General features: G+C 72.1%; 26 protein-coding genes. 8 read left to right on the top strand and 18 right to left on the bottom strand.

Annotated elements, in window-relative coordinates; all coding sequences use genetic code 11:
- Positions 1 to 165 precede the first annotated feature (165 nt).
- Positions 166 to 666, bottom strand: coding sequence for a nucleoside deaminase (locus tag ACFYS8_RS20135; protein ID WP_387642861.1), 501 nt, complete (start codon positions 664 to 666; stop codon positions 166 to 168).
- 17 nt (positions 667 to 683) lie between these two features.
- Positions 684 to 1271 (bottom strand): carbonic anhydrase, encoded by a 588-nt coding sequence (locus ACFYS8_RS20130; RefSeq protein WP_387642860.1) that lies wholly within the window; start codon positions 1269 to 1271, stop codon positions 684 to 686.
- A gap of 293 nt (positions 1272 to 1564) precedes the next feature.
- On the opposite strand from ACFYS8_RS20130, the gene ACFYS8_RS20125 reads away from it, so the two are divergent.
- A complete protein-coding gene (locus ACFYS8_RS20125; protein WP_387642859.1) occupies positions 1565 to 2074 on the top strand; it encodes an SRPBCC family protein in 510 nt (169 codons plus the stop codon).
- A gap of 8 nt (positions 2075 to 2082) precedes the next feature.
- Here the strand turns inward: ACFYS8_RS20125 and ACFYS8_RS20120 are convergent, their stop codons facing one another.
- Both ACFYS8_RS20120 and ACFYS8_RS20115 read right to left on the bottom strand, forming a co-directional pair.
- A complete protein-coding gene (locus tag ACFYS8_RS20120) occupies positions 2083 to 2697 on the bottom strand; it encodes a hypothetical protein (RefSeq protein WP_387642858.1) in 615 nt (204 codons plus the stop codon).
- Complete coding sequence (locus tag ACFYS8_RS20115) at positions 2694 to 3236, bottom strand: RNA polymerase sigma factor (protein ID WP_387642857.1); 543 nt, start codon at positions 3234 to 3236, stop codon at positions 2694 to 2696. The genes ACFYS8_RS20120 and ACFYS8_RS20115 overlap by 4 nt, the downstream gene beginning before the upstream one ends.
- Positions 3237 to 3638: 402 nt before the next feature.
- Between ACFYS8_RS20115 and ACFYS8_RS20110 the strand changes: the two genes are divergently transcribed.
- Positions 3639 to 4466 (top strand): SAM-dependent methyltransferase, encoded by an 828-nt coding sequence (locus ACFYS8_RS20110; RefSeq protein ID WP_387642856.1) that lies wholly within the window; start codon positions 3639 to 3641, stop codon positions 4464 to 4466.
- 328 nt (positions 4467 to 4794) lie between these two features.
- On the opposite strand, the gene ACFYS8_RS20105 is transcribed toward ACFYS8_RS20110, so the two are convergent.
- On the bottom strand, positions 4795 to 5997 hold the full coding sequence (locus ACFYS8_RS20105) for an MFS transporter (protein WP_387642855.1): 1203 nt from the start codon (positions 5995 to 5997) through the stop codon (positions 4795 to 4797).
- A 2-nt stretch (positions 5998 to 5999) separates the two neighbouring features.
- Positions 6000 to 7535, bottom strand: coding sequence for an NAD(P)-binding domain-containing protein (locus ACFYS8_RS20100; RefSeq protein ID WP_387642854.1), 1536 nt, complete (start codon positions 7533 to 7535; stop codon positions 6000 to 6002).
- Positions 7536 to 7640: 105 nt separating this feature from the next.
- Here ACFYS8_RS20100 and ACFYS8_RS20095 point away from each other — a divergent pair, with 105 nt between their 5' ends.
- Positions 7641 to 8003 (top strand): ArsR/SmtB family transcription factor, encoded by a 363-nt coding sequence (locus ACFYS8_RS20095; RefSeq protein ID WP_387642853.1) that lies wholly within the window; start codon positions 7641 to 7643, stop codon positions 8001 to 8003.
- Between the two features lie 285 nt (positions 8004 to 8288).
- On the opposite strand, the gene ACFYS8_RS20090 is transcribed toward ACFYS8_RS20095, so the two are convergent.
- From ACFYS8_RS20090 to ACFYS8_RS20080, 3 genes are all read right to left on the bottom strand, one after another.
- Positions 8289 to 9350 (bottom strand): ArsO family NAD(P)H-dependent flavin-containing monooxygenase, encoded by a 1062-nt coding sequence (locus tag ACFYS8_RS20090; protein ID WP_387642852.1) that lies wholly within the window; start codon positions 9348 to 9350, stop codon positions 8289 to 8291.
- A 72-nt stretch (positions 9351 to 9422) separates the two neighbouring features.
- Positions 9423 to 10538, bottom strand: a complete 1116-nt coding sequence (gene arsB, locus ACFYS8_RS20085; RefSeq protein ID WP_387643035.1) for an ACR3 family arsenite efflux transporter — start codon at positions 10536 to 10538, stop codon at positions 9423 to 9425.
- Positions 10529 to 10861, bottom strand: coding sequence for an ArsR/SmtB family transcription factor (locus tag ACFYS8_RS20080; protein WP_387642851.1), 333 nt, complete (start codon positions 10859 to 10861; stop codon positions 10529 to 10531). The genes arsB and ACFYS8_RS20080 overlap by 10 nt, the downstream gene beginning before the upstream one ends.
- Positions 10862 to 11015: 154 nt before the next feature.
- On the opposite strand from ACFYS8_RS20080, the gene ACFYS8_RS20075 reads away from it, so the two are divergent.
- On the top strand, positions 11016 to 11447 hold the full coding sequence (locus ACFYS8_RS20075; RefSeq protein ID WP_387642850.1) for an arsenate reductase ArsC: 432 nt from the start codon (positions 11016 to 11018) through the stop codon (positions 11445 to 11447).
- Positions 11448 to 11452: 5 nt separating this feature from the next.
- A complete protein-coding gene (gene trxB / locus ACFYS8_RS20070) occupies positions 11453 to 12433 on the top strand; it encodes a thioredoxin-disulfide reductase (protein WP_387642849.1) in 981 nt (326 codons plus the stop codon).
- A 183-nt stretch (positions 12434 to 12616) separates the two neighbouring features.
- On the opposite strand, the gene ACFYS8_RS20065 is transcribed toward trxB, so the two are convergent.
- Together ACFYS8_RS20065 and ACFYS8_RS20060 are read right to left on the bottom strand one after the other, a co-directional pair.
- On the bottom strand, positions 12617 to 13279 hold the full coding sequence (locus ACFYS8_RS20065) for a response regulator (protein WP_387642848.1): 663 nt from the start codon (positions 13277 to 13279) through the stop codon (positions 12617 to 12619).
- Positions 13276 to 14403: a sensor histidine kinase gene (locus ACFYS8_RS20060; protein WP_387642847.1), complete on the bottom strand. Its 1128-nt coding sequence runs from the start codon at positions 14401 to 14403 to the stop codon at positions 13276 to 13278. The genes ACFYS8_RS20065 and ACFYS8_RS20060 overlap by 4 nt, the downstream gene beginning before the upstream one ends.
- A gap of 192 nt (positions 14404 to 14595) precedes the next feature.
- Here ACFYS8_RS20060 and ACFYS8_RS20055 point away from each other — a divergent pair, with 192 nt between their 5' ends.
- On the top strand, positions 14596 to 15009 hold the full coding sequence (locus ACFYS8_RS20055; RefSeq protein WP_387642846.1) for a DUF6223 family protein: 414 nt from the start codon (positions 14596 to 14598) through the stop codon (positions 15007 to 15009).
- A 43-nt stretch (positions 15010 to 15052) separates the two neighbouring features.
- Positions 15053 to 15568, top strand: coding sequence for a DinB family protein (locus tag ACFYS8_RS20050; protein WP_387642845.1), 516 nt, complete (start codon positions 15053 to 15055; stop codon positions 15566 to 15568).
- 30 nt (positions 15569 to 15598) lie between these two features.
- Here ACFYS8_RS20050 and sigJ read toward each other — a convergent pair whose 3' ends face one another.
- A complete protein-coding gene (gene sigJ, locus ACFYS8_RS20045) occupies positions 15599 to 16477 on the bottom strand; it encodes an RNA polymerase sigma factor SigJ (protein WP_387643034.1) in 879 nt (292 codons plus the stop codon).
- Positions 16478 to 16672: 195 nt separating this feature from the next.
- Between sigJ and ACFYS8_RS20040 the strand changes: the two genes are divergently transcribed.
- Positions 16673 to 17737, top strand: coding sequence for an LUD domain-containing protein (locus ACFYS8_RS20040; protein ID WP_387642844.1), 1065 nt, complete (start codon positions 16673 to 16675; stop codon positions 17735 to 17737).
- Between the two features lie 73 nt (positions 17738 to 17810).
- Here ACFYS8_RS20040 and ACFYS8_RS20035 read toward each other — a convergent pair whose 3' ends face one another.
- From ACFYS8_RS20035 to ACFYS8_RS20010, 6 genes are all read right to left on the bottom strand, one after another.
- Entirely contained in the window at positions 17811 to 18401 is a 591-nt protein-coding gene (locus ACFYS8_RS20035; RefSeq protein WP_387642843.1) for an O-methyltransferase, read from the bottom strand.
- Between the two features lie 4 nt (positions 18402 to 18405).
- Positions 18406 to 18945, bottom strand: coding sequence for a hypothetical protein (locus ACFYS8_RS20030; RefSeq protein ID WP_387642842.1), 540 nt, complete (start codon positions 18943 to 18945; stop codon positions 18406 to 18408).
- Positions 18946 to 19249: 304 nt separating this feature from the next.
- On the bottom strand, positions 19250 to 20800 hold the full coding sequence (locus ACFYS8_RS20025) for a hypothetical protein (protein ID WP_387642841.1): 1551 nt from the start codon (positions 20798 to 20800) through the stop codon (positions 19250 to 19252).
- 581 nt (positions 20801 to 21381) lie between these two features.
- Positions 21382 to 21888 carry an NUDIX hydrolase gene (locus tag ACFYS8_RS20020; RefSeq protein ID WP_387642840.1) on the bottom strand — a complete coding sequence of 169 codons (507 nt, stop codon included), beginning with the start codon at positions 21886 to 21888 and terminating at the stop codon, positions 21382 to 21384.
- Positions 21885 to 23384 carry an SDR family NAD(P)-dependent oxidoreductase gene (locus ACFYS8_RS20015; RefSeq protein ID WP_387642839.1) on the bottom strand — a complete coding sequence of 500 codons (1500 nt, stop codon included), beginning with the start codon at positions 23382 to 23384 and terminating at the stop codon, positions 21885 to 21887. The genes ACFYS8_RS20020 and ACFYS8_RS20015 overlap by 4 nt, the downstream gene beginning before the upstream one ends.
- A gap of 112 nt (positions 23385 to 23496) precedes the next feature.
- Positions 23497 to 24438: an AEC family transporter gene (locus ACFYS8_RS20010; protein WP_387642838.1), complete on the bottom strand. Its 942-nt coding sequence runs from the start codon at positions 24436 to 24438 to the stop codon at positions 23497 to 23499.
- Between the last annotated feature and the right edge of the window lie 58 nt (positions 24439 to 24496).

Raw genomic sequence — 24496 nt, 5'->3', positions numbered from 1 at the left:
GGAGTTGACGAGTGTGGTGGACCCGGCCCGCTGTCGCTGACCTGCTGCCGCGAGGGCTGTGGGGGTGCCGCCCGGCTCGGTCCTGGCCGGGCGCTCCCGATGGCCTGTGCCGGGCTGTGTGTTCGTCCGATGGGTGGGGGCGGGTGGGGGTCCCGATCGCGTCGGTTATTCGGCGGTGGGGACGCCGGCGACGTGGCGTTCGCCGCCGTTGCGCTGCTGCCAGAGGCGGTAGACGTCGACGGCGTCCGTGCGGTCGTCGTGGCGCATGGGGAGGCGGCGCTCCTGCCAGGGCTTGGCGAACTCGCTGTAGAAGGTGTCGAGTTCGAAGTACTTGCGGTCGTCGACGTAGTGGGGCTCGTAGGCGTCGCGGGTGGTGAGGAAGACGACCTCGTCCGGGGAGCAGTAGTAGAGGGAGCCGAGACACATGGGGCAGGGGTGGGCGAGGACGTAGATGGTGGTGCCGGTGAGGTGTTCGGTGCCGAGCTTGGTGCAGGCGTCGCGGATGGCGAGGATCTCGGCGTGGGCGGTCGGGTCGCCGGTCTGGGCGACCAGGTTGGGGCTTTCGGCGAGGATTTCGCCGTCCTTGACGATGACGGTGGCGAAGGGGCGGCCGCCCTCGATGACGTTCTGGCGGGCGATGTCGATGGTGCGCTGGGCGAAGTCCACGGTGGGTTCCTCGGTTCTCAGGCTGCGGCGGCGGTGGTGGGGGCGGTCAGGTCGTCGACGTTGCCGGTGGGGATGTCGTAGACCCAGCCGTGGAGGGTGACGGTGCCGGCGGCGAGGGTCTTGGCGACGGAGGGGTGGGTGGCGAGGTTGGCGAGTTGGGCGCGGACGTTCTCGCGGACCAGGGCGTCGACGTCCCCGGCCTTGGTGGTGCGGGCGATCGAGGCGTCGGCGTGGCGGAGCCAGGAGGCGACGGCGGGGGCGGCGGTGAGGTCGTGGCCTTCGGCGAGGGCGGTCATGGCGCCGCAGGCGGAGTGACCGCAGACGATGATGTCCTTCACGTTCAGGGCGGCCACCGCGTATTCGATGCTGGCGGAGATGCCGTCGGCTTCGGGGGTGTAGGCGGGGACGAGGTTCCCGGCGGTGCGGATGACGAAGAGGTCGCCGGGCTCGGTGCCGGTGATCAGTTCGGGGACGACGCGGGCGTCGGAGCAGCTGATGAACAGCGTGTCGGGGGTGTGGTGGGTGGCGAGGTGGGCGAAGAGCTCCGCCTTGGCCGGGAAGACGTCCCTCTGGAAGCGGGCGACGCCCTCGGTGAGGTTCTGCATGGGTCACTCCTCTCGGTGGCGATCGACCCTTGTGGGCTGGTGAGATCCACCATGCATGACCAGCGCGCATAGCGTCCAAGAGTTGCCGTCCATGGAAGCCATTGATCGTGTCTATGCCGAGCGCCGCGACGTGCGGGACGTTACCCGAGCTGAACCGCTCCCGGGCTTAGCAGACCTTAGGTCGAACCCGATCGCGCCCCAACGCCCGTGGCCCGGACGGTACATGACACCCTTGCGGGAGCAGGGACCCGGCGGGAGCCGGGCCGGTCGACGTGAACAGGAATGAGGCAACCGTGCGACTCTCCGACGAATTCGCCGTGGTGGTCGAGGCGACGATTCCCGCCCCGCCGGAGCGGGTCTGGGAGCTGGTGGCGGACATCTCCACCTCCCCCCGCTTCAGCCCGGAACTCCAGCGCACCGAGTGGCTCCAGGACGCGGACGGGCCCGTCGTGGGTGCCCACTTCGCCGGGCACAATGCCCGGCCGGACGGGTACGAGTGGCAGGTGGTCAACCGGATCACCGAATTCACTCCGAACGAGCGCTTCGGCTGGTCGGTCCTGCCGGAGATCGGCACCGCCCAGGGCGACGCGTTCGCCCGCTGGTACTACGAGCTGACCCCCGAGGGCGCCGGCACCCGGGTGCGGCACGGCATGCGGATGGGCAACCTGCGCACTCCGCTGCACGCCTTCATCGAGGCCAACCCGGACCAGGAGGAGGCGATCGTCGGCGCCCGTCTCACCGCCCTCCGCACCGGCATCGAGGCGGTCCTGGCGGGCATCGCCGAGGACGTCACCCGTTCCTGACCGACTGGTCAGCGGGGGGCGTCGTCGGCGGCGGCGCGCAGGTGGTGGACGACGTCGGGGCTCCAGTGCGGGATTTCGGGCCAGTCGCCGTTGTCGTCCTCCACCGGGAGGGACTTGAGGACGGCGGCCAGGCGCGGGGGGAGGCGCGGGGACATGCCCTGCTTGCAGAGGGCGAGTATCTCGGCGCGGACGCTGCGGGACACCAGGGGGCGGTCGGAGGAGGTCAACCGCCAGTCGGGTTGCGGGAGTTCGGCCAGGGCCTCGGCCTGGAGACGCCAGAAGTTGGCGTCCGTGGGCTCGCCGCGCGACTGGTGCAGGAACCACAGGCAGGAGGCGGCGAGGTGGCTGCCGCCGCCGGCCGCGAACTCCCACCAGAAGCGGGCACCCTCCTCGTAGTCGGCGAGGTTCAGCAGGACGCCCAGGACCAGCGCGCCGTCCGGGCGTTCGACCTCGCTGTCGACGAGCTTGGCCAGGGAACTCGCCGCCGCCGGGTTGGCGAGGATCAGCGAGCACAGCATGCCGAGCTCGTGCCGGGCCTGACGGTGTGCCAGGCGCAGCGGCGCCGGGGCGGCTCCCCGGCTGCGTTCCAGCATCACTTCGGTTGCCGCGGATCTACCACTCACGCGTTCCTCCGGGCGAGCTTCTCCTTGAGGCGGTCCTCGGCGTGGCGGGCGTTGGAGCGCACCGTCCCCACCGTCGAGCCCAGGTACTCCGCGACCGTTTCGTCCCGGAGATCGAGAGCGTAGCGGAGGATGATCACGTCCTGCTGTCGCTCGGGCAGTGACAGGATCGCCTCGTAGGTGCCGTGCACGTCCGGGGTGAATTCCATTCGCATGCGGTGCATGGCCGTGCGTATGGCCACCCGCCACTGGTCGTGGGGCCAGTGCTCGTCGCCGGTGGCCGTCGCCGCCAGGCCCGCCTTCGCGATCTCGTCCTTTAGTACCTTCCATGCGGAGGCCGCGGGGGCCGCCTCGCGCAGCAGCATCTGCCAGTCGCCCCACAGCCAGTCGCGTACCGCGTCGACCACCGCGTGGGCCTGCTCGTCGGACAGCCGGCAGGCCCGCGCGGCACCGAGCCACGCCTGTTCGTGGGTCTCGCAGAACGCGTCGAAGGTCAGCTGATCGCGCCGTTGCGGTACCGCCAATCCGAACTCCGGGTCCACCGTCACCCCTCCCAGCGGGAGAGTCTCTCCCGCGCCGATCGGATCGTGGCCCGCGCCCCCTTCGCGCCAGACGCCGATGCCTCGACGAGGGGATTGTCGCTCCCCTCACACCACCATTTCAGCGTATCGGGATCCCTGTGGTGAAAACGGAACTCCACGAACATCAGGGGCACAGAAGTGAAAGCCGGGCGGCCACTTGGGGGCTCGACATGGGTCGTACCCGGTCGTTCGGCCTCGGCGGGGGTTGGCCGGGGCCGGGGTGGGCATGCAGTCGGCAGGGCGCGACCTGGCCGGTTGCCCGGCTGTTCCATGGGCATGATCTTATGAGTTCCGCGCTGGGTGGCGCGTCCTGCCGCGTCACCCGAGCGCTGACGAAGACTCAGCGACCAGGGGGGACGCGCGATGGCTGACGAAACCGCTCACCAGACGCCGCAGATCGGCATCAATCTGAACATCCACCAGGCCCATTCGGCCCGAATGTACGACTACTACCTCGGCGGTGTGACCAACTTCCCCGCCGACCGGGAGGCCGCCGGCCGGGCGCTCGACGCCTTCCCCAACGCCCGGCTCGCCGCGGGCGCCAACCGGGCGTTCATGCGGCGCGCCACCAGGACCATCGCCGAACTCGGCATCGACCAGTTCCTGGACATCGGCACCGGCATCCCGACCTCGCCCAACCTGCACGAGGTCGCCCAGGGCGTCAACGCCGCGGCCCGGGTGGTCTACGCGGACAACGACCCGATCGTCCTGACGCATGCCGAGGCGCTGCTGGAGGGCACCCCCGAGGGGCGCACCGCGTACGTTCAGGGCGACGTCCGGGACGCCGGGGCGATACTCGACGCCGCCGCCGACACGCTGGACCTGGAGCGCCCCGTCGCGCTCAGCATGGTCGCGCTGCTGCACTTCGTCGCGGACCGGCCGGGCGAGAATGCCACCGATGTGGTCGAGTCGTTCATCTCGCGTCTCGCACGGGGGAGTTACCTGGTCATCAGCCACTTCACCGCGGACTTCGACCCCGAGGCCACCGCCCGGATGGAGAACGTCTACCGCAACTCCGGCACCGACCTTCAGGCCCGCACCCAGGCGGAGATCGTCGGGCTGTTCCAGGACTGGCGGCTGCTCACGCCGGGCGTCGTCGCCAGCCCCCGGTGGCGCCCCGACGGCGCCGGGGACGCGGCCGTCACGGACGCGCAGGCGGGCTGCTACGGCGGGGTCGCGCAACTCGTGTGACGCCGGCGGTGGCTACCGGTGGGCGGCGGCGCTGCCCACCGGACAGGCCCTGACGGGTGCGGAAGTGGCGGAACAGGTTGCGCGTCACGTACACCCCGAGGCCGCCGAAGCCGACCAGGTCGACCGGTCCGCCGGCGGTGGTCGCCTTGACGGTCGGCTCGCCTGCCGCGTACGTCCCGTCCTCGCCCTGGGCGGTCAGGTGAACGCCGTCGCCGGTGGAGGTTCGGAGTTCTCCTGGGCGGTGCTCATCGTGGTTCCTTCGCCTGATTTCAGGAAGTTACAGGGGGTCGGGCCGGCGAGATCGCTACCGGGTGGCGCGCGTTGACGGTCAGGCGAGCGCCAGGAGGGTGGCGAGGGCGGAGACCGCGGTCAGCAGCAGGAACAGGTGGGGGTAGCCGCCGACCGGTCCGGCGAGGGCGGAGCCGACCCACGGGGCGAGGGCGCCGGCGACGGTGGCGGGGGCGACGAGCAGGGCGCTGAGGCGGCCGTAGGCGGCGGTCCCCCAGCGGTCGGCGACGGCGGTGGCCTGGAGGAGGGTCAGGTTGCCGCGGACGGTGCCGCCGAGGACGGCCAGCGCGACAAGTAGGGCTGCCGGTCCGGGAGTTGCGGCGAGAGCGAGGGTGGTGGCGCCGCCGGCGGCGATCAGGACGGCGGTGCGGGCCCGGACGGGTATGCGGCTGGCGAGCGGGGCGTACAGGGTGCGGCCCAGGGTCTGGCCGAGGCCGCCGAGGCCGAGCGCCCAGGCGGCGAGGGTGGGGCCGGCGCCGCGTGCGGTCAGCAGCGGGACGAGGCCGAAGATCACGGTGAACATGGCGAGGGCGGAGAAGGCGAAGGCCGCGGAGAGCCGCCAGAAGGCGGGGTCGCGCTCGACCGCCCTGCCCTGGACGGGAGTTGCGGACGTCTCGGGAGGTGGTGGCCAGGGGTGGCGCAGCCCGAGTGCGTGCAGCGGGACGGTGACGGCGGCCAGCAGCAGGGCGAGCGTCAGGTAGGTGGAACGCCAGGACAGGTGGCCGGCCAGGGCGGCGGTGAGGGGCGCGAAGGCGGTGGAGGCGAGACCTCCCGCGAGCGTCACGGTGGTCAACGCGCGCACCCGGTCCGGGCCGTACCAGCGGGTCAGGGCGGCGAACGCGGGCTGGTAGAAGGTGGCGGCCATCGCGGTGCCGACGGCGAACCAGGCGAGGAAGAAGACCGGCAGGTTCGGCGCCAGGGCGACCCCGGCCAGGGCGGCGGCGCCGAGTACGGAGCCCGCGGTCATCACGGTGCGTGGGCCGCGGCGGTCGAGGAGCCGGCCGACGGGGATGCCCGCGAGGGCGGAGGTGAGCAGGGCGGCCGAGAACGCGGCGGTGGTGGCCTGGGTGGACCAGCCGGTGGAGCGGGTGATGTGCGAGAGCAGGACGGGAAAGGCGTAGTAGAGGATGCCCCAGCCGGTGATCTGGGTGATGCACAGGGCGGGCAGCGCGGCGCGCGGCCGCGACCGGAGGGGCGTTCCGGTCGCTGCCCCGTGCGTGGTGGTGTGGGTGGTGTTCGCCACGGTCAGCAGCAACTGCCGCTAGGGGAGCAGGAGTTGGTGGAGGTGGTGGGCTCCTGGGCTCCGAGGGGGATCGGCTTCGGCTTGCTGCCGAGGGTGAGGAGCTCGGGCTCGGCCGTCGTGGAGCAGCAGCCACCGGCGTCGGCGTGGGTGGTGGCGGGCTCGGAGTCGGCGGGGGTGGGGCAACAGCCGCTTTCGGGCTGGGCGGTGACGGTCTCGGGCTCGGCGGCGGGGGTGGAGCAGCAGCCGCCTGCGCCCTGGGTGGCGTCGGGGTCGTCGAAGAGGCCGGCGCCGCCGCAGACTCCGGTCTCGGGGAGGGTGAGTTCGACGCGGGCGGCGGCCTCCGTGTCACCGGCGAGGAGGGCGGAGATGGAGCGGACCTGCTCGTAGCCGGTGCGGGAGAGGAACGTCGGCGCGCGGCCGTAGGACTTCATGCCGACCAGGTAGAGGTCCTGCTCGGGGTGCGCCAACTCGCGTGCGCCGTGCGGGTAGACGGTGCCGCAGGAGTGCTGGTTGGGGTCGATCAGCTCGGCGAGGAAGACGGGGGCCTGGAGGCGTTCGTCGAGGTTGAGGCGCAGTTCGTCGAGGAAGGAGAGGTCGGGGCGGAAACCGGTCAGCACGATGATTTCGTCGACGGGCCGGCTGCGGCGGCCGTCCTCGTCGACCAGGACGAGCTGCTCGCCCTCGCTCTCGATGCCCGCCGTGCGGAAGCCGGTCAGCGCGCTCGCGTACCCGTCCTCGACGGCCTTCTTGGCGCGCAGGCCGAGCGCGCCGCGCTCGGGCAACTGGTCGGCGGTGCCGCCGCCGTAGGTGGAGCCGGAGATGCCCCGGCGCAGGATCCACTCGGCGTGGGTGCCGGGGGCGTCCTTGGCGAGGTCGGCGAGCATGGCGAGTGCGGTGAACGCGGACGCGCCCGCGCCGACGACGGCGGTGCGCTTGCCGGCGTACCGCTTGCGGGTGGCGGGGTCGGTGAAGTCCGGGACGTAGTACGAGATCTTCGCGCTCGCGGCGCGCTCGCCGAGGGCGGGCAGGCCGTTGCCGCCGGCCGGGCCGGGGGTGGACCAGGTGCCGGAGGCGTCGATGACGGCGCGGGCCAGGATGCGTTCCTCGGAGCCGTCGGCGTGCCGGAGGTGGACGGTGAACGGCTGTGCCGCGCGGTCGGCGTCGACGATGCGGTTCCGTCCGGCTCGTGCGACGCCGGTGACGCGGGCGTTGTAGCGGACGCGGTCGCCGAGGACGTCTGCGAGCGGCTGCAAGTACTTGGCGACCCAGTCGCCGCCCATCGGGTAGGCGTCGGCGTTGGGGTGGACCCAGCCGGTGGGGGCGAGGAGCTTCTCGGCGGCGGGGTCGACGACCTCGGCCCACTGCGAGAACAGTCGCACGTGCGACCACTCGCGCACCGCGGTGGCGGCGTTGGGTCCGGCCTCCAGGATGACGGGTTCGATGCCGCGCTCGATCAGGTGGGCGGCGGCGGCCAGGCCGACCGGTCCGGCGCCGATGACGGCTACGGGGAGCTGGGGGACGGGAGGGTGCTCGCTCATCTCGGTTCTCCGGGTGGTGCGGTCGCGTGAGGGATGAGCGCTGATTCCACGCTCGTCGATACAGTCGAGCTTGCCCACTGATTCGACGGGTGTCAACATAGACATATGTCGAACTTGATTTCCGTGGAGCTGCCGATCGTTGACGCGTCGGCCGTGCCCTGCTGCCCGCCGGTCACGTCGGCCGCGCTGTCGGAGGCGGACGCGGAGCGGATGGCCGCGATGTTCAAGGCGCTGTCCGACCCGGTGCGGCTGCGGCTGTTCTCCCGGGTCGCCTCGCACGAGGGCGGCGAGGCGTGCGTGTGCGACATCCAGGACGTGGGCGTGTCCCAGCCGACCGTCTCCCACCACTTGAAGAAGCTCCGCGAGGCCGGCCTGCTGACCTCCGAGCGGCGCGGCACGTGGGTGTACTACCGCGTCGCGCCCGGCGTGCTGGCCGCCATGGCCGGGCTGCTCGCCGCCACCTGCTGACCGCTCCTTCAACAGCGCGTCGATCTGCTGGACGGCGGTGCGGGCGGGGCAGGCGGTGCGGCCGACGCCGAGACGTACGCCTCGGGCTGGGAGGAGTTCGGCCGGGCCGGGCTCGCGTCCCATCGGGTCGTCGCGGTCGTCGCGGTCGTCGCGGTCGTCGCGGTCGTCGCGTCGGGCGCGGTGCTGGGCCGGGTGGCGGCGGGCGCGGTCTCGGACCGGTGCGCGTACGCGGGTGGGTCGAGCGCTCCGCTCACGTCCTGAGCCGATGTCGGATTGTGCGGGTCGTCAGCCCAGCAGCGTCTTGATCTCCTGGACGGCGCTGCGCGCGGTGCGGCCGACGCCGATCAGGGTGGCGGAGGCCGGGCCGGTCCAGTCGCCGTAGCCGAGCAGGTGGATGCGGGGGTCGGCGAGGGCGCGGGTGCCGTCGGTGGGGATGTGCCCGTTGACGCGGCCGAGGTCGAGCGGGCGGGTGGCGGCGAGGTCGGGGCGGAAGCCCGTGCACCAGATGATCGTGTCGCAGTTGAAGGTGCTGCCGTCGGCCCAGACCGGGCCGGTCGGGGTGAGTCGTTCGAACATTGGGTGGGCGGCGAGCAGCCCGCTGTCCCGGGCTCGGCGGACGGGTTCGGTGGCGACGATGTTGCCGAGCGAGGCGACGCCGCCGTGATGTTCGCCGCGCGCGGCGGCGTTGACGCGGCGGGTGGCGAGTTCGAACAGGGCCCGGCCGTCGATGGCGTCGGGCAGGAAGTGCGGCGGGCGGCGGGTGGCCCAGCGGACGGTGGCCACGTCGGCGAGGTCGGCGGCGATCTGGGCGCCGGAGTTGCCGCCGCCGACGACCACCACGTGATGCCCGGCGAACCCGGCGGCAGTGCGGTAGTGGTGGGTGTGGAGTTGGTGTCCGGCGAAGTCGCGTTGGCCGGGGACGTACGGGGTGAATGGGCGCTGCCAGGAGCCGGTGGCGAAGATCACCGCGTCCGCTCGCCAAGTCCCGTGGCTGGTAAGGGCGATGAGCCCGTCGGGGGCGCTCTCGACGCTGGTCACGTCGACCGGGCGGTGCACGGGCAGTTCGTAGCGCTCCTCGTACTCGGCGAGGTAGCGCACCACGTGGGCGGCGTCCGGGTACTCGTGCCCCGGCTGGTGGGGCATCGGGCGGCCGGGCAGGGAAGAGAAGGCGGCGGGGGAGAACAGGCGCAGGCTCTCCCAGTAGTGCTGCCAGGCGCCGCCGGGGCTCCGGGCGGCGTCGAGGATCGCGAAGTCGAGTCCGGCGCGGCGCAGGTAGTACCCGGCCGCGAGACCGGCCTGGCCGCCACCGACCACCAGGACCTGGGTGTGGCGGTCGGGGAAGGTCATCGCTGTTGCTCCAGGGGTGCGGCGGGGCGGGTCGCCCGCGCCGGAAAGGGGGTGCGGGCGACCTGCGGGGCTTCAGCGCGACGATTCCACAGAAGTGGTGGTCCTGACGGCGAACTTCTTGCGCCAGGCGAGGGAGACATACACCAGGGCGATCAGGACGGGGACCTCGATGAGCGGGCCGACCACGCCGGAGAGGGCCTGGCCGGAGGTGACGCCGAAGGTGGCGATGGCGACGGCGATGGCGAGTTCGAAGTTGTTGCCCGCCGCCGTGAACGCCAGCGTCGCGGTGCGGTCGTAGGCCAGGCCGAGGCCCTTGCCGAGCGCGAACGAGCCGAACCACATGATCGCGAAGTAGGCGAGCAGCGGCAGGGCGATCCGGGCGACGTCGAGCGGCTGGGAGGTGATGGTCTTCCCCTGGAGGGCGAACAGGATCACGATCGTGAACAGCAGCCCGTACAGCGCCCAGGGGCCGATCTTCGGCAGGAAGTTCTGCTCGTAGCGCTCGCGGCCCAGCTTCTGCTCGCCGAGGCGGCGGGTGAGGAAGCCGGCGACCAGCGGGATGCCGAGGAAGACCAGGACGTTGACGACGATCTTCGCGACGGAGAAGTGCAGGTTGTCCTGGGACAGGCCGAGCCAGCCCGGCAGCACGTCGAGGTAGAACCAGCCCAGCACGCCGAACATCACGACCTGGAAGACGCTGTTCAGCGCGACCAGGACGGCGGCGGCCTCGCGGTCGCCGCAGGACAGGTCGTTCCAGATGATCACCATGGCGATGCAGCGGGCCAGGCCGACGATGATCAGACCGGTGCGGTACTCGGGCAGGTCCGGCAGGAAGATCCAGGCCAGGGCGAACATCACGGCCGGGCCGACCAGCCAGTTGATCACCAGCGAGGAGACCATCAGCTTCCGGTCGCCGGTCACGGTGTGCAGGCGGTCGTAGCGGACCTTCGCGAGGACCGGATACATCATGACCAGCAGCCCGAGGCCGATCGGCAGCGAGATGCCGCCGACCTCGACCTTGCTCAGCGCGTCGTTCAGGCCGGGGATCGTCCGGCCCAGACCCAGGCCGAGGCCCATGGCGAGCAGGATCCACACCGCGAGGTAGCGGTCCAGGAAGGAGAGCTTGCCGACCGGTCCGGCCTCGGGGTGATCCGGGGGAGCGGTGGTTCTGGTCGGGGTCACGGGCAGGACCTCTTGGTGTCGGCGCTCGCGGTGGCGCGGGCGGTGGCGGCGAGACCGCCGAGCAGGCCGGTGAGGGCCTCCAGGGCGTCGGGGCGGAGCTTGTAGTAGGTGAAGCGGCCGCAGGGCTCGGTGTCGACCAGGCCGGCCTCCCGAAGGATCTTCAGGTGGTTGGACAGGTTGGTCTGCTTGGCGCCGGTCTCCTCGACGAGGTGGCTGGTGCAGAGCGCCTCGTGCGCGAGCAGCGTCAGGATCCGCATGCGGAGGGGGTCGGCCAGGGCCTTCAGCAGGTCCACTGTGCCGTTCACATCACTCTCGACTGACATCACCATGTGCTGATACTATCGCATCAGTCCTGGCTGATATCAGTGGCAGCTGAGCTGTTGTGTGATCCTGCCCTCGTTGCCGCGTATCGGCCCGGACGCCGTTGTTCGAAGGGCCTGCTCCGGCCCGCGACTTCCGATCGAACGAAGGAACCGCCCACCCATGACCGCCGCGCCGCTCGCCTCCGTGCTGTTCGTCTGCGTGCACAACGCCGGCCGCTCCCAGATGGCCGCCGGGTTCCTCACCCACCTTGCCGGTGACCGCGTCGAGGTCCGTTCCGCCGGCTCCGCCCCCGGTCGCGAGGTCAACCCCGCCGCCGTCGCGGCGATGGCCGAGGTCGGCATCGACATCTCCGACCAGCGGCCGAAGATCCTCACCACCGAGGCCGTCCAGGCGTCCGACTACGTGATCACCATGGGCTGCGGCGACGCCTGCCCCTACTTCCCCGGCAAGCAGTACCTCGACTGGAAGCTCGACGACCCGGCCGGGCAGGGCGTCGAGGCCGTCCGCCCGATCCGCGACGCGATCCGCACCCTGATTGAGGGGCTGATCGCTGATATCGACGCCAACGCACCCCAGAACACGGAGAGTTGATTTCCATGACCTACACCAGTGACGTCCGTGACGTGATCATCGTCGGTTCCGGCCCGTCCGGATACACCGCTGCGCTGTACACCGCGCGTGCCTCGCTGAAGCCGCTGGTGTTCGAGGGCGCGGTCACGGCCGGCGGCGCGCTGATGAACACCACCGAGGTGGAGAACTTCCCGGGCTTCCGCGACGGCATCATGGGCCCCGAGCTGATGGACAACATGCGCGCCCAGGCCGAGCGCTTCGGCGCCGAGCTGGTCCCGGACGACGTCATCGCCGTCGACCTCACGGGCGACATCAAGACCGTCACCGACTCCGAGGGCACCGTGCACCGCGCCCGCGCCGTGATCGTCACCACCGGCTCGCAGCACCGCAAGCTCGGCCTGCCGAACGAGGACAAGCTCTCCGGCCGCGGCGTCTCCTGGTGCGCGACCTGCGACGGCTTCTTCTTCCGCGACCAGGACATCGCGGTCGTCGGCGGCGGCGACACCGCCCTCGAGGAAGCCACCTTCCTGTCCCGCTTCGCCCGCAGCGTCACGGTGGTCCACCGCCGCAACAGCCTGCGCGCCTCCAAGGCGATGCAGGAACGCGCCTTCGCCGACCCGAAGATCACCTTCGCCTGGGACAGCGCGGTCGAGGAGATCCACGGCGACCCGAAGCTGACCGGTCTGACCCTCCGGGACACCAACACCGGTGATCTGCGCGAGCTCCCCGTCACCGGCCTGTTCATCGCGATCGGCCACGACCCGCGCACCGACCTGTTCAAGGGCCAGCTCGACCTCGACGCCGAGGGCTACCTCAAGGTCGAGGCCCCCTCCACCCGCACCAACATCCCCGGCGTCTTCGCCGCCGGCGACGTCGTGGACCGTGTCTACCGCCAGGCGATCACCGCCGCCGGCACCGGCGCCTCCGCCGCGCTGGACGCCGAGCGCCACCTCGCCGCGCTGACCGACGCCGAGACCGTGGCCGAGAGCGCCGCCGTCGCGGTCTGACACCTGCTGTCGGGCATCACGCGGGGAGCAACTGCCACTGGCGGTTCCGGTGGGCGCGGTCCGACCGCTGCTGCGGTTGGCGATCTCGTAAACGCCCGGGCGCCCACGGGGATCAGCCGCCAGTGCTGGTGGTGGGCGTCGGTGCCCGACCGTGCTGATCGGGGGGGCTGGGGGCCGTGGCGGTCAGGGGTGGCGGGCGGTGACCAGGCCGGATTCGTAGGCGAGGACGACGAGTTGGGCGCGGTCGCGGGCGTGGAGTTTGGTCATGGCTCGGTTGATGTGGGTCTTCGCCGTGACCGGACTGATCACCATGCGGGCTGCGATCTCGTCGTTGGAGAGGCCTTGCGCGACCAGGGTGACGGCTTCGCGTTCGCGGGCGGTGAGCTCTTCAAGTCCGGTGTTGGTGAAGGCGATTGGCGGTTGGGCGACGAAGCGGTCGATCAGGCGGCGAGTGATCGACGGGGCGAGCAGGGCGTCGCCGCGGGAGGCGACGCGGACGGCGTGCAGGAAGTCGTCGGGGAGGATGTCCTTGACGAGGAATCCGGCGGCGCCCGCGCGCAGTGCGTGGAAGACGTACTCGTCCAGGTCGTAGTTGGTCAGGATGACGACGTGGACCCCGGTGAGGGTGGGGTCGGCGGCGATGCGGGCGGTTGCCTCGATGCCGTCGGTGCCGGGCATTTGGATGTCGACGAGTGCGACGTCGGGCAGGTGTGTTCGGGCCAGTTCCACGGCCTGTTGGCCGTTCGCGGCTTCGGCCACCACCTCGATGTCGTCCTCGAGTTCGAGGAGGGCGCGGAAGGCGCTGCGGATCAGTGGCTGGTCGTCGGCCAGCAGGACGCGGATCACGAGGCCCGGTCCACGGGCAGTTCGGCCTGCACGGTGAAGCCGCCGCCGTCCCGGGGTTCGGCGCGCAGGCGGCCGCCGAGGGCGGTCACCCGTTCGCGCATGCCGAGCAGGCCAACGCCCGCTGTCGGGGCGGTAGTTGGCATGGCTGTGCCGTCGTCGTCGATGCGGACCGTCAGGGTGTCGGGGCGGCAATCGATCAGTACAGAGGCTGTTGCGGCGTCGGCGTGGCGGGCGACGTTGGTGAGCGACTCCTGGACGATCCGGTAGACGGTCCGGCCCACCGCTGCTGGTACGTCCGGGAGTTGGCCCTCGACGGTGAGTGTGGCGTGCAGGCCGAAGGTGCGGGCCCGCTCGACCAGGTCGGGAACGTCTTCGAGGCCGCGCGGCGGGGCGGTGTCGTCGTCGCGCAACGCCTCGAGCGTGGCGCGCAGTTCGCGTGCTGCCTCACGTCCGGCCTCCTGGATCGCCAGCAGGGCGTCCGGCACCTGCTCGCCGCGTCGGCGGGCGACGTGGACGGCGACCTCGGCCTGCACCTTGATGACCGAGATCTGGTGGGTCAGTGAGTCGTGCAACTCCCGTGCGATGCGCAGGCGTTCCTCGTCGGCGCGGCGCAACGCCGTCTCCTCGCGGGTGCGTTCGGCCGCGTCCGCCCGGAACTCGGCCTGCCGCAGCGCCTCCCCGGCGGCCCCGGCGGCGATCAGCCAGGCGATCTGCAGGGCGCCCCGGGCCTGCGCGAACGCCTGGCCGGTGTCGTGCAGGCCGGAGAGCAGCGCGGCGGCGGGGAGGGAGGCCAGCATGGCGACACTCGCCACCACCGTGAACCAGCGGTGGCCCGCCCGCACGGCCGCGTACACCGCGAACAGGTACGCGACGGCCGGCACGTCGAACCCGGCCGCCTGGTACCCCGCCGCGCACAGCCCGGTGACGGCCAGGACGGTGCGCGGCGCCCGGCGGCGCGCCGCCAGCGCGAGCCCGCCGGCCGCCAGCAGCGCGAAGCCGAGCAGGTCGGGGCCCGTCGCGCCGTGTGGCTCGGACAGTCCGGTGACCAGCAGGGCCACCGCCACGCCGACGGCGATCACCCAGTCCATGGCTACGGCCCGCAGGCCGGACCGTCCGCTACCCATGCGCGGCACCCTAGCCGGGAGGCCCGCGCGGGCGGGTCATCCGAGCGGATGATCATCCGGCTGCTGCGTTCGCGGTACATCCGTAGCCCCTGCGGCACCCGCAGCAGCGCCGATTGTCTGCGCCTGCCGGACGACCGGGGCGGGCGCCGCGGACAGGATCGGGGTCACCGCCAGAAGGAGAGGGGCACCCCAATGTCCGTACGACGCTTGACCGTTGTGGCCTGCGCAGTCCTCGTCGCCGCCGTCGCGCTCGCCGCACCGGCCACCGCCGACGCACCCGTCGCAGCAAGTGTGACCACCTTCGGCGCCGGACGGATCTGGGCCATCGTGGCGGCGCTGCTGGCGCTGGCCGGTGCCGTCACCGGCGGACTCGCGCTGGCCCGCAGCAAGGGCAGGACCGCCGTCGGGCCCGGGCGGCGTGGAGCCGCCGCTGCCTTGGGCGCGGCGATCGCCGGCACGGCCCTCGGCGCCGTGGTCGCGGCCACCGCGTCCGGCGGGCTCGGCACCGGCAACGGGCTCGGCGGCGCCTTCGTGGCCATGCTGGTGGGCCTGGCCGGCACGGTGCTGTGCGCACTGGAGTTGAGGCGCTCCCGCCGCGTCGGCTGAAATCTCGTCGACCGATCGTCAGCGGTCGGGCAGACTGCGCGCGATGACTGAGCGAACCGATACGCCTCCCGCCTGGGACGAGCGCACGCAGCTGACCACCTTCCTCGACTACGCCCGGGCCACCGCACGGTCCAAGTGCGAGGGAATCTCCGCGGAGGACGCGCGGCGTTCGCCGCTGCCCGACTCCCCGCTGATGACGGTGTGCGGGCTGATCAGCCACCTGCGGTGGGTGGAGCACTGGTGGCTCCACGTGGTCTTCCTCGGCGGGGAGGACGCCGGCCCGCTGGTCGACGCCACCGAGGAGGACCCCGACCCGGAGATGCGGACGGCCGTCGACGTACCGCTGGAGCAGCTGCTCGCGGAGTACGAGGAACAGGCCGTCCGCTTCCGGAAGTTGGTCGCCGAGCACGACCTCGACGCGAAGGCCGTCCGCCCGATGCGCGGCGGCCTGCACATGGACCTGCGGTGGGTCCTGCTACACCTGATCGAGGAGACCGCCCGGCACAACGGGCACCTCGACATCGTGCGGGAGCTGCTGGACGGCCGGACCGGCAAATAGGCCGATTCGGCACCCAGGCCAAGTCGGTGTCTAGGCCGGAGCGTCCGCGTCCGTCCACGGGCGGAGCTTCTCCGGGTTGCGGATGCCCCAGATGTGGGTGATTCGGTCGTCGACGATCCGGAACGCGAACACCGTGACGGTGACGCCGTCGAGTTGGGCGATCAGGCCCGGCTGGCCGTTCACGGTGCGTTCCAGGAACGTCATGGCGGGGATGAAGTGAGCGATGCTGAGGTAGGCGCGGACGATGTTGTCGCGGCCGGTGAGCGGCTCCAGCAGGGCGCCGACCAGGCCGCCGCCGTCGGCGATCACCGTGGCGTCGGGGTCGAGCAGGTCCATCAGCGACCGGACGTCCTGGCTCTCCCAGGCCCGTTTGAAGCTCCGCACGATGCCCGCCTGCGCGCCGGCCGGTGTGGTCGGCGACGGCGAGGAGCGGATCCGGCGGCGGGCCGAGGTGGCCAACTGGCGGCAGGCCGCGGCGGATCGGCCCAGCACCTGCGCCACCTCGGCGAACGGGTACTGGAACACGTCGTGCAGCACGAACGCGACCCGCTCGGCCGGCGTCATCGACTCCAGCACCACCAGGAACGCCATGTGGACCGACTCGTCGAGGGTGATCCGGTCCGCCGGGTCGGCCGCCGCGCCGCCCGCCCCCTCGCGGTGGGCGGGCAACGGCTCCGGGATCCACTCGCCCACGTAACGCTCCCGGCGCACCCGGGCCGAGCCCAGCAGGTTGAGGCAGATCCGGCCCGCCACCGTCGTCAACCACCCGCCCGGTGACTCGATTTCGGCCCGCTGCCGCTCGGACTGCGCGAACCAGCGGGCGTACGTCTCCTGCACGACGTCCTCGGCGTCGGCCAGCGAACCGAGCAGCCGGTACGCCAGATTGGTCAGCCGGCGACGCTCGCCCATGATCGCGTCCAGGTCGTCGCGGTCGTTGTGGGGCTGGTGGTCCAGGGGGTTCCGCACGCGTCCGTCTCCTTCTCGGTGGCTCTCGTCCCTCATCGGTAGGACCGCGCAGGGCGTCGGAATGTGACGTCGCGCCGCCGCGTCACATTTCGCGCGGCTGCTCTGTCGTACTGGTCAGGAAGACGAACGGAGAATCCGATGACCACGTTTCAGGCGATCGCCGACCGCGTCGAGATCCAGGCGCTGCAGGCCGAGTTCACCGACGCGGTGACGATGCGCGACCGCGCCCGCCTCGCCGCGCTGTTCACCGCGGACGGCGTGCTGCGGATGCCCAACATCCCGATCGAGCTCACCGGCCCCGAGGAGATCCGGCTCGGCGGCGAGAAGCTCCAGGAACAGTGGGTGTTCTTCGTCCAGAACACCCACCCCGGCGCCATCACCATCGACGGCGACACCGCCACCGGCCGCGCCCACATGCACGAGATCGCCCGCACCCGCAACGGCATCGAAGGCCTCAACTACGCCATCTACCACGACAGTTACCGGCGCACCTCGGAGGGCTGGCGATTCACCGAGCGGGTCTACGAACTCCGCTACCTGGACACCACCCCGCTCGCCGGATCCGCCCCCGGCGAGACCGCCGAGGCGCCCGCGGCCCGCTGGACCGAACCGGCCACCGCCGAACGCCTGGAGCGGGCGGCCGACGCACTCGCCGCCCGCGGCTTCGGAGTCGAGATCCTGCCGGACCTCGAAGCCGCCCGCGCCCGCGTCCGGGAACTCGTCCCGGAGAAGGCGAGCGTGTTCACCACGGCCAGCGAGACGCTCCGGCTGTCCGGCATTGACGACGACCTCAACAGCGACCAGTACCCCCGCTCCGTCAAGCCCCGCGTGCTGACCATGGACCGGGAGACCGAGGCCGACGGGATCCGGCACCTGCTCGCCACCCCCGACGTGGTCATCGGCAGCGTCGCCGCGCTCACCGAGACCGGCTCCCTGGTGGTGGCCTCCGGCAGCGGAAGCCAACTGCCCGCCTACACCGGCGGCGCCGCCCGGGTGATCTGGATCATCGGCGCGCAGAAGATCGTCCCCGACCTGCCCACCGCGCTGCGCCGCCTGGAGGAGCACTCCCTCCCGCTGGAGACCGCCCGCACCGAGGCCGCCTACGGGGTGCCCAGCGCCGTCAACCAGCTGGTGGTGTTCAACAGCCCGACCCGGTTCAGCGAGGGCATCGTGCTGCTGCTCCGGGAGGCGGTCGGGTACTGACGGCGGGCCTCACGCCTCACGGGCCTCACGCCTCACGGTCCTCACGCCTCACGGTCCTCACGCCTCACGGGCTTCACGGGCGGCGGGTGGCCAGCAGGGTGGCGAGGTCCGGGGCGAGCCGGACCTCGGTGGTGAGCAGGGACGGGTGGTCGTACCAGGCGGTGCGGCCGGCGTCCGGACGGCCCTGGTGGGTCGGCGGCCAGGCGGTGAGGGGAGTCAGGTCGTCGACCACCAGGGTGCCCGCCGGGGTCAGCAGGAGATCCGGGTCGGCGGGCGGCGACTGCTTGCCGTTGCCGCCGCCGTCCAGGACCAGCAGGTCGAACGGGCCGTGCGGCGCGATGGAGGTCCAGTCGCCGTGCACGATCTCCAGGTCGGGCACGTCGGCGAACAACTCCCGTACGGCCGCCACTCGTTCGGCCTCGCGCTCCACGCTCACCACCCGCACCCCCGGCCGCCGCCCCGCCAGCAGCCAGCCGAGGCCGACACCGCAGCCCGTGCCCGTCTCGCCGATCCGGCCGGCTGCGCCTGCCGCCAGCGCCCGGAGCAGCCGCCCCTGCTCCGGGCGGCAGGACTTCGTGAAGCCCAGCCGCTCGGCCAACTCGACCGCCCGGACGACAAGTTGGGGGAGGGCGGTGCGGTCGGCGTAGGTTCCGGGAATCGACATGCCGTCAGCATGCCCGACGCAGCAGGATGCCGCGACTGCCCGGGGCCGGGCGGCGGGTGGCGGCGCGCGGGGCTGCGAGATCGATCTCCTCGACCAGCAGCCAGCCCTGCTGGGCGGAGAGCCAGGGCCGCAGACACACGTCCAGCGCGGTCGGGGCGAGCGCGACGAACAGCAGGTCGGTGGGCAGGGCGTGCAGCAACTCCAGGTCCTGGCCGGCCTGCAGGGCCTCGATCAGCAGCACGGCACCGAAACGGCGGCGCACCGGGGGCGGGGCGGCGAGATCGGCCGCGCTCAGGCGCAGGCGGGTGCGGCGACCGAAAGCCGACAGCAGGCGCTGGCGCAGTGCCGGGTCGGGCTCGGCGGCGTGCACGGTGTAGCCAGCCCTGAGTAAGCGGCCGGTCAACGCGCCGTCCCGGGCGCCGAGTTCGGCGAGCGCCCCACTGCCGGGCGGACGGTGCCGGGCCACCCAGGCGGCGGTCGCGTCGAGCCGGTCGGCTTCGTAGCGGGCGCCGTCGGCATCGGTTGCCGCCAGAGTGTCGGTCACGGACATGTCCCGTCGCAGGTTCGAGGGTGCGGGCCGGAATCGACCCTAGCCACCGCCTTCGTTCGTGGTCCACACCACCAAGGGGGAAAGTTTACCGTTCACGGTCAATTCAAGGGAAGTGGTACAGAGGAAACACGGGGGAGGGAAGAGAGGAACGCAGGGGGTGTGATGAGGCGCGAGGGGCAGTAGTGGGGAATGGGGCGTGCGATGAAGTGGCCGGCCGTCAGGTCCGTTGCCGGGGCATGCCGAAGGCCCCGCGCCCGGGCGGTGGCCCGGGCGCGGGGCCCTTGGGGTGGTGCGGTGATCAGGCGGGGTCGGAGAACTCGGTGAAGTCCGGGAGGTCGGAGAGGTCCGCGTCGAAGTCGTCGTCGTAGCGGTCGTCGCGTTCGGCGCGCTCCTCGCCGGGCTCCTTGCGGGCCGGGGCGACCCGGCCGAGTTGCAGGGAGGAGTGCATGCCCGCGCCGACCGAGCTCGCGTCGGCGATGACGCCGTCGGCGGGGTTCTCGCCGTTCGCACCGCTGCCGCCGGCACTGTCGCCGGCGACCTGGCCGCCGCGCCGTTGGGCGCCGCGGATGCCGCTGCCGCCGCCGACCGGGCCGTAGCCGCCGCCGGCCATGGGCATGCCCATCATGCCGCCGGCCATCGGCGGACGGCCGGACAGGCCCGCGGTGCTGGTGCCGGTGCCGCCGCTGCCGCCGGAGCCGCTGCCGCCGACGCCGGAAGCGCCGTCGTGGCCGTTGTCCAGGTTGGTGCCCAGGCGCAGGGCGCCACCCTTGGCGCCGGCGCCGCCGGGAGTGGAGAGCCGGGTGACGAAGCCGCCCGCCATGCCCTCGCCCGAACCCGAGGAGCCGGATCCGGAGCCGCCGCCCGCCCCGCCGCCACCGCCGCCGCCACCGCCGTGGCTGCCGGAGCCGACGGCGCCGAGGTTCGGCCTCTTCAGGCCCAGCATGTCGAGCCCGCTGCCGCTGCTGCCGCCGCGCGAGCCTCCGCCGCCGATCGGGCCGAGCTTGGGCGACAGCGCGGCGAACGCGGCGAGTCCGGCGTCGGCCGAGCCGCGGCCTCCGCCGATATGCGAGCTGCTGCCGACCGAGTTGACCCCGGTGCCGGTCGCGAGGTTGGGGCTGAGCGGGTTCGCCACCAGGGAGGCGATGCTGTTCAGCGAGGTCCGGTTGCTGTCCTCGTTGTCGCTGAGGTTGCCGGCCATCTTGTCCATCTTGGCCGCGGTGTCGCGGAACGAGCCCAGGATGCGCTTGAGCACGTCCTCGGCGATGGTCTGCAGGATCTTCTCCGCGATCTGGATGGCCAACCGGCCGAACGGGTCGCCGGACTCGCCCAGCTTCAGGCCCGAGACGATGCGCTTGAAGTCCAGGCCGTGCGACTCGATGTCGTCCGCGCCGCGGCGCAGATCGGCCGCGCAGGAGGCGACCTGGTCGAGGTCGACGCTGAAGCCCTGTCCGTTGGAGTTGTTGGACGGGGTCGGCGCGATCTGCTGCGCCGCCTTGACGATCATGTCCTCGATCGGCTGGAGCAGCGTGTGGGCGAGCCGGCTGACCGCCTGGTTCAGCAGCTGCTTCATGATCTCGCGGCCGAGCCGCAGGACCGCCGCGGAGCTCCACGGACCGGTGGAGGACGCGGCCGCGAAGCTCGCCTGGATGCTGGCCAGTTGGACGATCGACGCGGTCTTCGCCCCCTCGACCACCAGGGCTGCGGCCCGCAGCACCTTGGATATCGTGTGGCAGGCCTCGACGATCACCTTGGAGTATTTGGTGATGGTGCTCCACAACTCCGCCAGCCGGTCGGCCGAGGAGCCCTGATACACCTCGTGGAGCATCGTCAGTGCTCTGTCGGCCGTCATCTGGGCGGAGTCCAGAGAGCCCGCGAACTTCTCCAACTGGTCGGCCAGCCGGTTCAGTTCATCTTCATTGGCACCGGGGAACCGTACGCCCAGTAGGCCCACGATGGCATTGAGCCCCGGTGGTAGTTGGATTGCCATGGCCGCCCCCAGCTGCTGCCCGCGGTAAGTCCCTGATAGCGCATTGCGACGATACACATACCGCACGCCGCCGACCACCTGGTAAGCCCCAGTGTTTGCCGCATCGTCAGCGAACCGGTACCTGGCGGCGGTGTGCGCGTGGCGTGGAGATCGTGGGGGCGCGGTCGGTCGGTGACCGACCCGGGCGGCGCGGAGAAAAGCGCTGAACGGACGTCCGTGCAGGTCGCGTTGGGTGCGGCGGCAGACGAACTTTCGGCGTTGCGCGGCGAGCGGTGGCGGGGCGAGGGGGTCGTGGGCCGGAGGTGCGCGGTCCGGGAGGCGCGGCGGGCCGGCTCGCAGAATCGGACGATCCGCATCCGCACCATCTGGACCGGGTGTTGTGGGATGGTAGGGCAAGTTTCGCGGCGCGACGCTACGCGCGGTGAGCGGGAGCTGACGGACCGTCAGATCGAGTAGCGCCAAGTGCCGCCGGGCGCCGGATGGTTCGGCAGCCAGGCGGCCAGGACCTGGGCGGACGGGTAGAACATCGGCTCGGGGAGCGCGTCCACCGGGAAGCGTTCCCAGCCGGCGCACGCGTGCGGCTCGGTGACCAGCGCCTCGGCCAGGCTCGGCGGGGCCAGCACCGCCGCCGTCACCCGGGTGCGGCCCAGCTCGTGGTCGAGCAGCACCGCCAGCACCCGCATCTCTTCGGCGGGCAGCACGATGCCGGTCTCCTCGGCCAACTCCCGTGCCGCGGCCTGCTCGAAGGACTCGCCGGGGTGGTCGACCTTGCCGCCCGGCAGGCTCCAGGTCGGCGGCTCGCCGGCCGTGGTGCGCCGTCCGATCAGCACCCGGCCGTCCCCGGTCGGCACGATCACACCCGCGCCGACCAGTGGCGGAACCGGGTGCGGGCCACCCGCGCCGACCAGCGGCAACGGGTGCGGACCGACCGGGAGTTGAGCTTCCGTCACCACTTGCCCTTCTGGTAGTCCTTCAGGAAGCAACCGTACAGGTCCTCGCCCAGCTCGCCGCGGACGATCGGGTCGTACACCCGGGCCGCGCCGTCCACCAGGTCGAGCGGGGCGTGGAAGCCCTCCTCGTGCAGGCGCATCTTGTCGGGGTGCGGGCGCTCGTCGGTGATCCAGCCGGTGTCCACGGCGGTCATCAGGATGCCGTCGGTCTCGAACATCTCCTGCGCGCTGGTGCGGGTCAGCATGTTCAGCGCGGCCTTCGCCATGTTGGTGTGCGGGTGGCCGGCGCCCTTGTAGCCGCGGTCGAACACGCCCTCCATCGCGGACACGTTCACCACGTACTTGCGGCGGGCCGGGGACGCGGCCATCGCCGGGCGCAGCTGGCTGATCAGGATGAACGGGGCGGTGGAGTTGCACAGTTGCACCTCCAGCAGCTCGATCGGGCCGACCTCGGAGACGGTCTGCACCCAGCTGTTGGTGTCCGCCAGGTCCGGCACCAGGCCGCCGGCGTCGATCGCGGTGCCCGCCGCGATCCGCTCCGGCGAGGCCGAACCCGTCACCAGCGCCAGCGAGGTGACCTCCTCGGCGCTCACCGCGGGCTGCTCGGTGCGGGTCTGCCCGGGCAGCGCGGGCACGTCCACCGCGCCCGAACCGTACCGGCCGATGACCGTGGAGGCGGGCAGCACGCCGGCGGGCAGCGGCGCCGACTCGGCGGCGATCAGCTCGCGGTACGCGGCGGGGGAGCGGCGCACGGTCTGCGCGGCGTTGTTGATCAGGATGTCCAGCGGGCCGTCCGCGGCGACCTCGTCGGCCAGCGCCATCACCTGCGCCGGGTCGCGCAGGTCGATGCCGACCACCTTCAGGCGGTGGATCCACTCGGCGCTGTCCGGCATCGCCGAGAAGCGGCGGATCGCGTCGTTCGGGAACCGGGTGGTGATGGTGGTGTGCGCGCCGTCGCGCAGCAGGCACAGCGCGATGTACATGCCGATCTTGGCGCGGCCGCCGGTCAGCAGCGCGCGCTTGCCGGTCAGGTCGGCGCGGGCGGTCCGCCGCTGCCGGCTGAGCGCGGCGCAGTTGCGGCACAGCTGGTGGTAGAACGCGTCCACCTCGGTGTACCGCTGCTTGCACATGTAGCAGGAGCGGGCCCGCTCCAGGATGCCCGCCAGCTCGCTGGTGGTCTCGGTGCTCAGACCGAACACACCCGCCGTCTCGTCGTCGATCCGGCCCGGCGCACCCGTCGCGGTCCGGGACGTCACCGCGCGGTCGTTGGCGGTCTTGCGGGCCCGGGTCTCCTGGCGGCGGCGCTGCTTCAGCGTGCGGAAGATCCCGCCGACGGCCATCCGGACCCGGATCGCGTCCGGGTGGTCCACGTGGATCTCGTCCAGCTCGGCGATCACGCTCAGGCACAGCTCAAGGCGATCGGGGTCGATGCCCTTGCCGTAGTCGATGTCGTCCTCGACCGGTTCGGTGCCCGGCTGGCTCTGCGCGTTCGTCACTGCGGATGCTTCCTCTATCTCCCCATGGATACCGGCGAACTCTACGTGAGCGGGCCGGGCCGGGGCGAAGCCTGTGACCTGCCGCACTTCGGTGCAGCACGCCCGAGAGGGCTCAACGTCCGCCCAGTGCCCAGGCGATGCCCGACAGCGTGAGCATCGACAGCACCGTGGAGACCAGGACGGAGGAGCGTGCCAGCGCCGGCGCCGCCCCGTACAGCCGGGCGTACACGTACACGTTCTGCGCGGTCGGCAGCGCCGACAGGAGCACCACCGCCAGCAGCTGCGGCCCCGGCAGGTGCAGCAGCAGCGCGCCCACCGCCAGCGCGGCCAGCGGCTGGGCGACGGTCTTCACCAATACCGTGACGGCCAGCTCGGCCCGGTCCGGACGCTGCGCCGCCGCGCCGGGCGGGGTGTGCAGGGACAGGCCGAGGGTGACCAGCGCCGCCGGGACGGCCGCGCCGCCCAGCAGTTCCATGGAGTGCGCCAGCGGCCCGGGCAGGTGCCAGTGGGCCGCCGAGAACACCGCGCCCAGCCCCGCACCGAGGATCACCGGGTTGCGCAGCGGCAGCAGCGCCAGGCGCCGCAGCCGCTCGGCCGGTCGGGCGGCGGAACCGGTCGCGGAGTCCAGCAGGGCCAGCATGACGGGCGTCACCAGCAGCACCTGGAACAGCAGCACCGGTGCGACGAAGGACGCGTCGCCGAGCACCTGCGCGGCCACCGGGATGCCGAGGTTGCCCGAGTTCACGTAGCCCGCCGCCATCACGGCCATGGTCCGCTCGGCGGGTCCGCGCTTGAACAGTCGGCGGCCCGCCAGCAGGGCCAGCGCCGAGGCGGCCAGCGTTCCGGCGGCGAACGCCAGCATCGAGGTGTTGGCGAACCCCGCCAGATCGGTGCGGGCGACCACCGTGAACAGCGCGGCCGGCATCGCCACGTGGAACACGAACCGGCCGAGCACCGACTCGGCGTCCGCACCCAGCAGCCCCGTCCGTGCCGCCAGCCACCCGACCGCAGTCAGCACCCAGATCGGCGCGAACGCCGCGACCAACGCTTCCACCTGACCTCCCGCCGCAGTCAACCAGGCGTGCCCGAACGGTCGTTCGGCGGGGTCGGCG

This window comes from Kitasatospora sp. NPDC004615, assembly GCF_042873545.1.
In the GTDB taxonomy this organism is placed as follows: domain Bacteria; phylum Actinomycetota; class Actinomycetes; order Streptomycetales; family Streptomycetaceae; genus Kitasatospora.
The sequence above is the reverse complement of the archived record's forward strand: the minus strand, read 5'-3'. Positions and strand labels throughout refer to the sequence as shown.

Excerpts from the sequence above, each read along its gene's own strand:
- ACFYS8_RS20130 (WP_387642860.1), bottom strand. The coding sequence starts at position 1,271 with ATGCAGAACCTCACCGAGGGCGTCGCCCGCTTCCAGAGGGACGTCTTC.
- trxB (WP_387642849.1), top strand. The coding sequence starts at position 11,453 with ATGACCTACACCAGTGACGTCCGTGACGTGATCATCGTCGGTTCCGGC.
- sigJ (WP_387643034.1), bottom strand. The coding sequence starts at position 16,477 with ATGGGCGAGCGTCGCCGGCTGACCAATCTGGCGTACCGGCTGCTCGGT.
- ACFYS8_RS20050 (WP_387642845.1), top strand. The coding sequence starts at position 15,053 with ATGACTGAGCGAACCGATACGCCTCCCGCCTGGGACGAGCGCACGCAG.
- ACFYS8_RS20110 (WP_387642856.1), top strand. The coding sequence starts at position 3,639 with ATGGCTGACGAAACCGCTCACCAGACGCCGCAGATCGGCATCAATCTG.
- ACFYS8_RS20090 (WP_387642852.1), bottom strand. The coding sequence starts at position 9,350 with ATGACCTTCCCCGACCGCCACACCCAGGTCCTGGTGGTCGGTGGCGGC.
- ACFYS8_RS20075 (WP_387642850.1), top strand. The coding sequence starts at position 11,016 with ATGACCGCCGCGCCGCTCGCCTCCGTGCTGTTCGTCTGCGTGCACAAC.
- ACFYS8_RS20055 (WP_387642846.1), top strand. The coding sequence starts at position 14,596 with ATGTCCGTACGACGCTTGACCGTTGTGGCCTGCGCAGTCCTCGTCGCC.
- ACFYS8_RS20025 (WP_387642841.1), bottom strand. The coding sequence starts at position 20,800 with ATGACGGCCGACAGAGCACTGACGATGCTCCACGAGGTGTATCAGGGC.
- ACFYS8_RS20035 (WP_387642843.1), bottom strand. The coding sequence starts at position 18,401 with ATGTCGATTCCCGGAACCTACGCCGACCGCACCGCCCTCCCCCAACTT.
- ACFYS8_RS20040 (WP_387642844.1), top strand. The coding sequence starts at position 16,673 with ATGACCACGTTTCAGGCGATCGCCGACCGCGTCGAGATCCAGGCGCTG.
- ACFYS8_RS20080 (WP_387642851.1), bottom strand. The coding sequence starts at position 10,861 with ATGGTGATGTCAGTCGAGAGTGATGTGAACGGCACAGTGGACCTGCTG.
- ACFYS8_RS20100 (WP_387642854.1), bottom strand. The coding sequence starts at position 7,535 with ATGAGCGAGCACCCTCCCGTCCCCCAGCTCCCCGTAGCCGTCATCGGC.
- ACFYS8_RS20095 (WP_387642853.1), top strand. The coding sequence starts at position 7,641 with ATGTCGAACTTGATTTCCGTGGAGCTGCCGATCGTTGACGCGTCGGCC.
- ACFYS8_RS20060 (WP_387642847.1), bottom strand. The coding sequence starts at position 14,403 with ATGGGTAGCGGACGGTCCGGCCTGCGGGCCGTAGCCATGGACTGGGTG.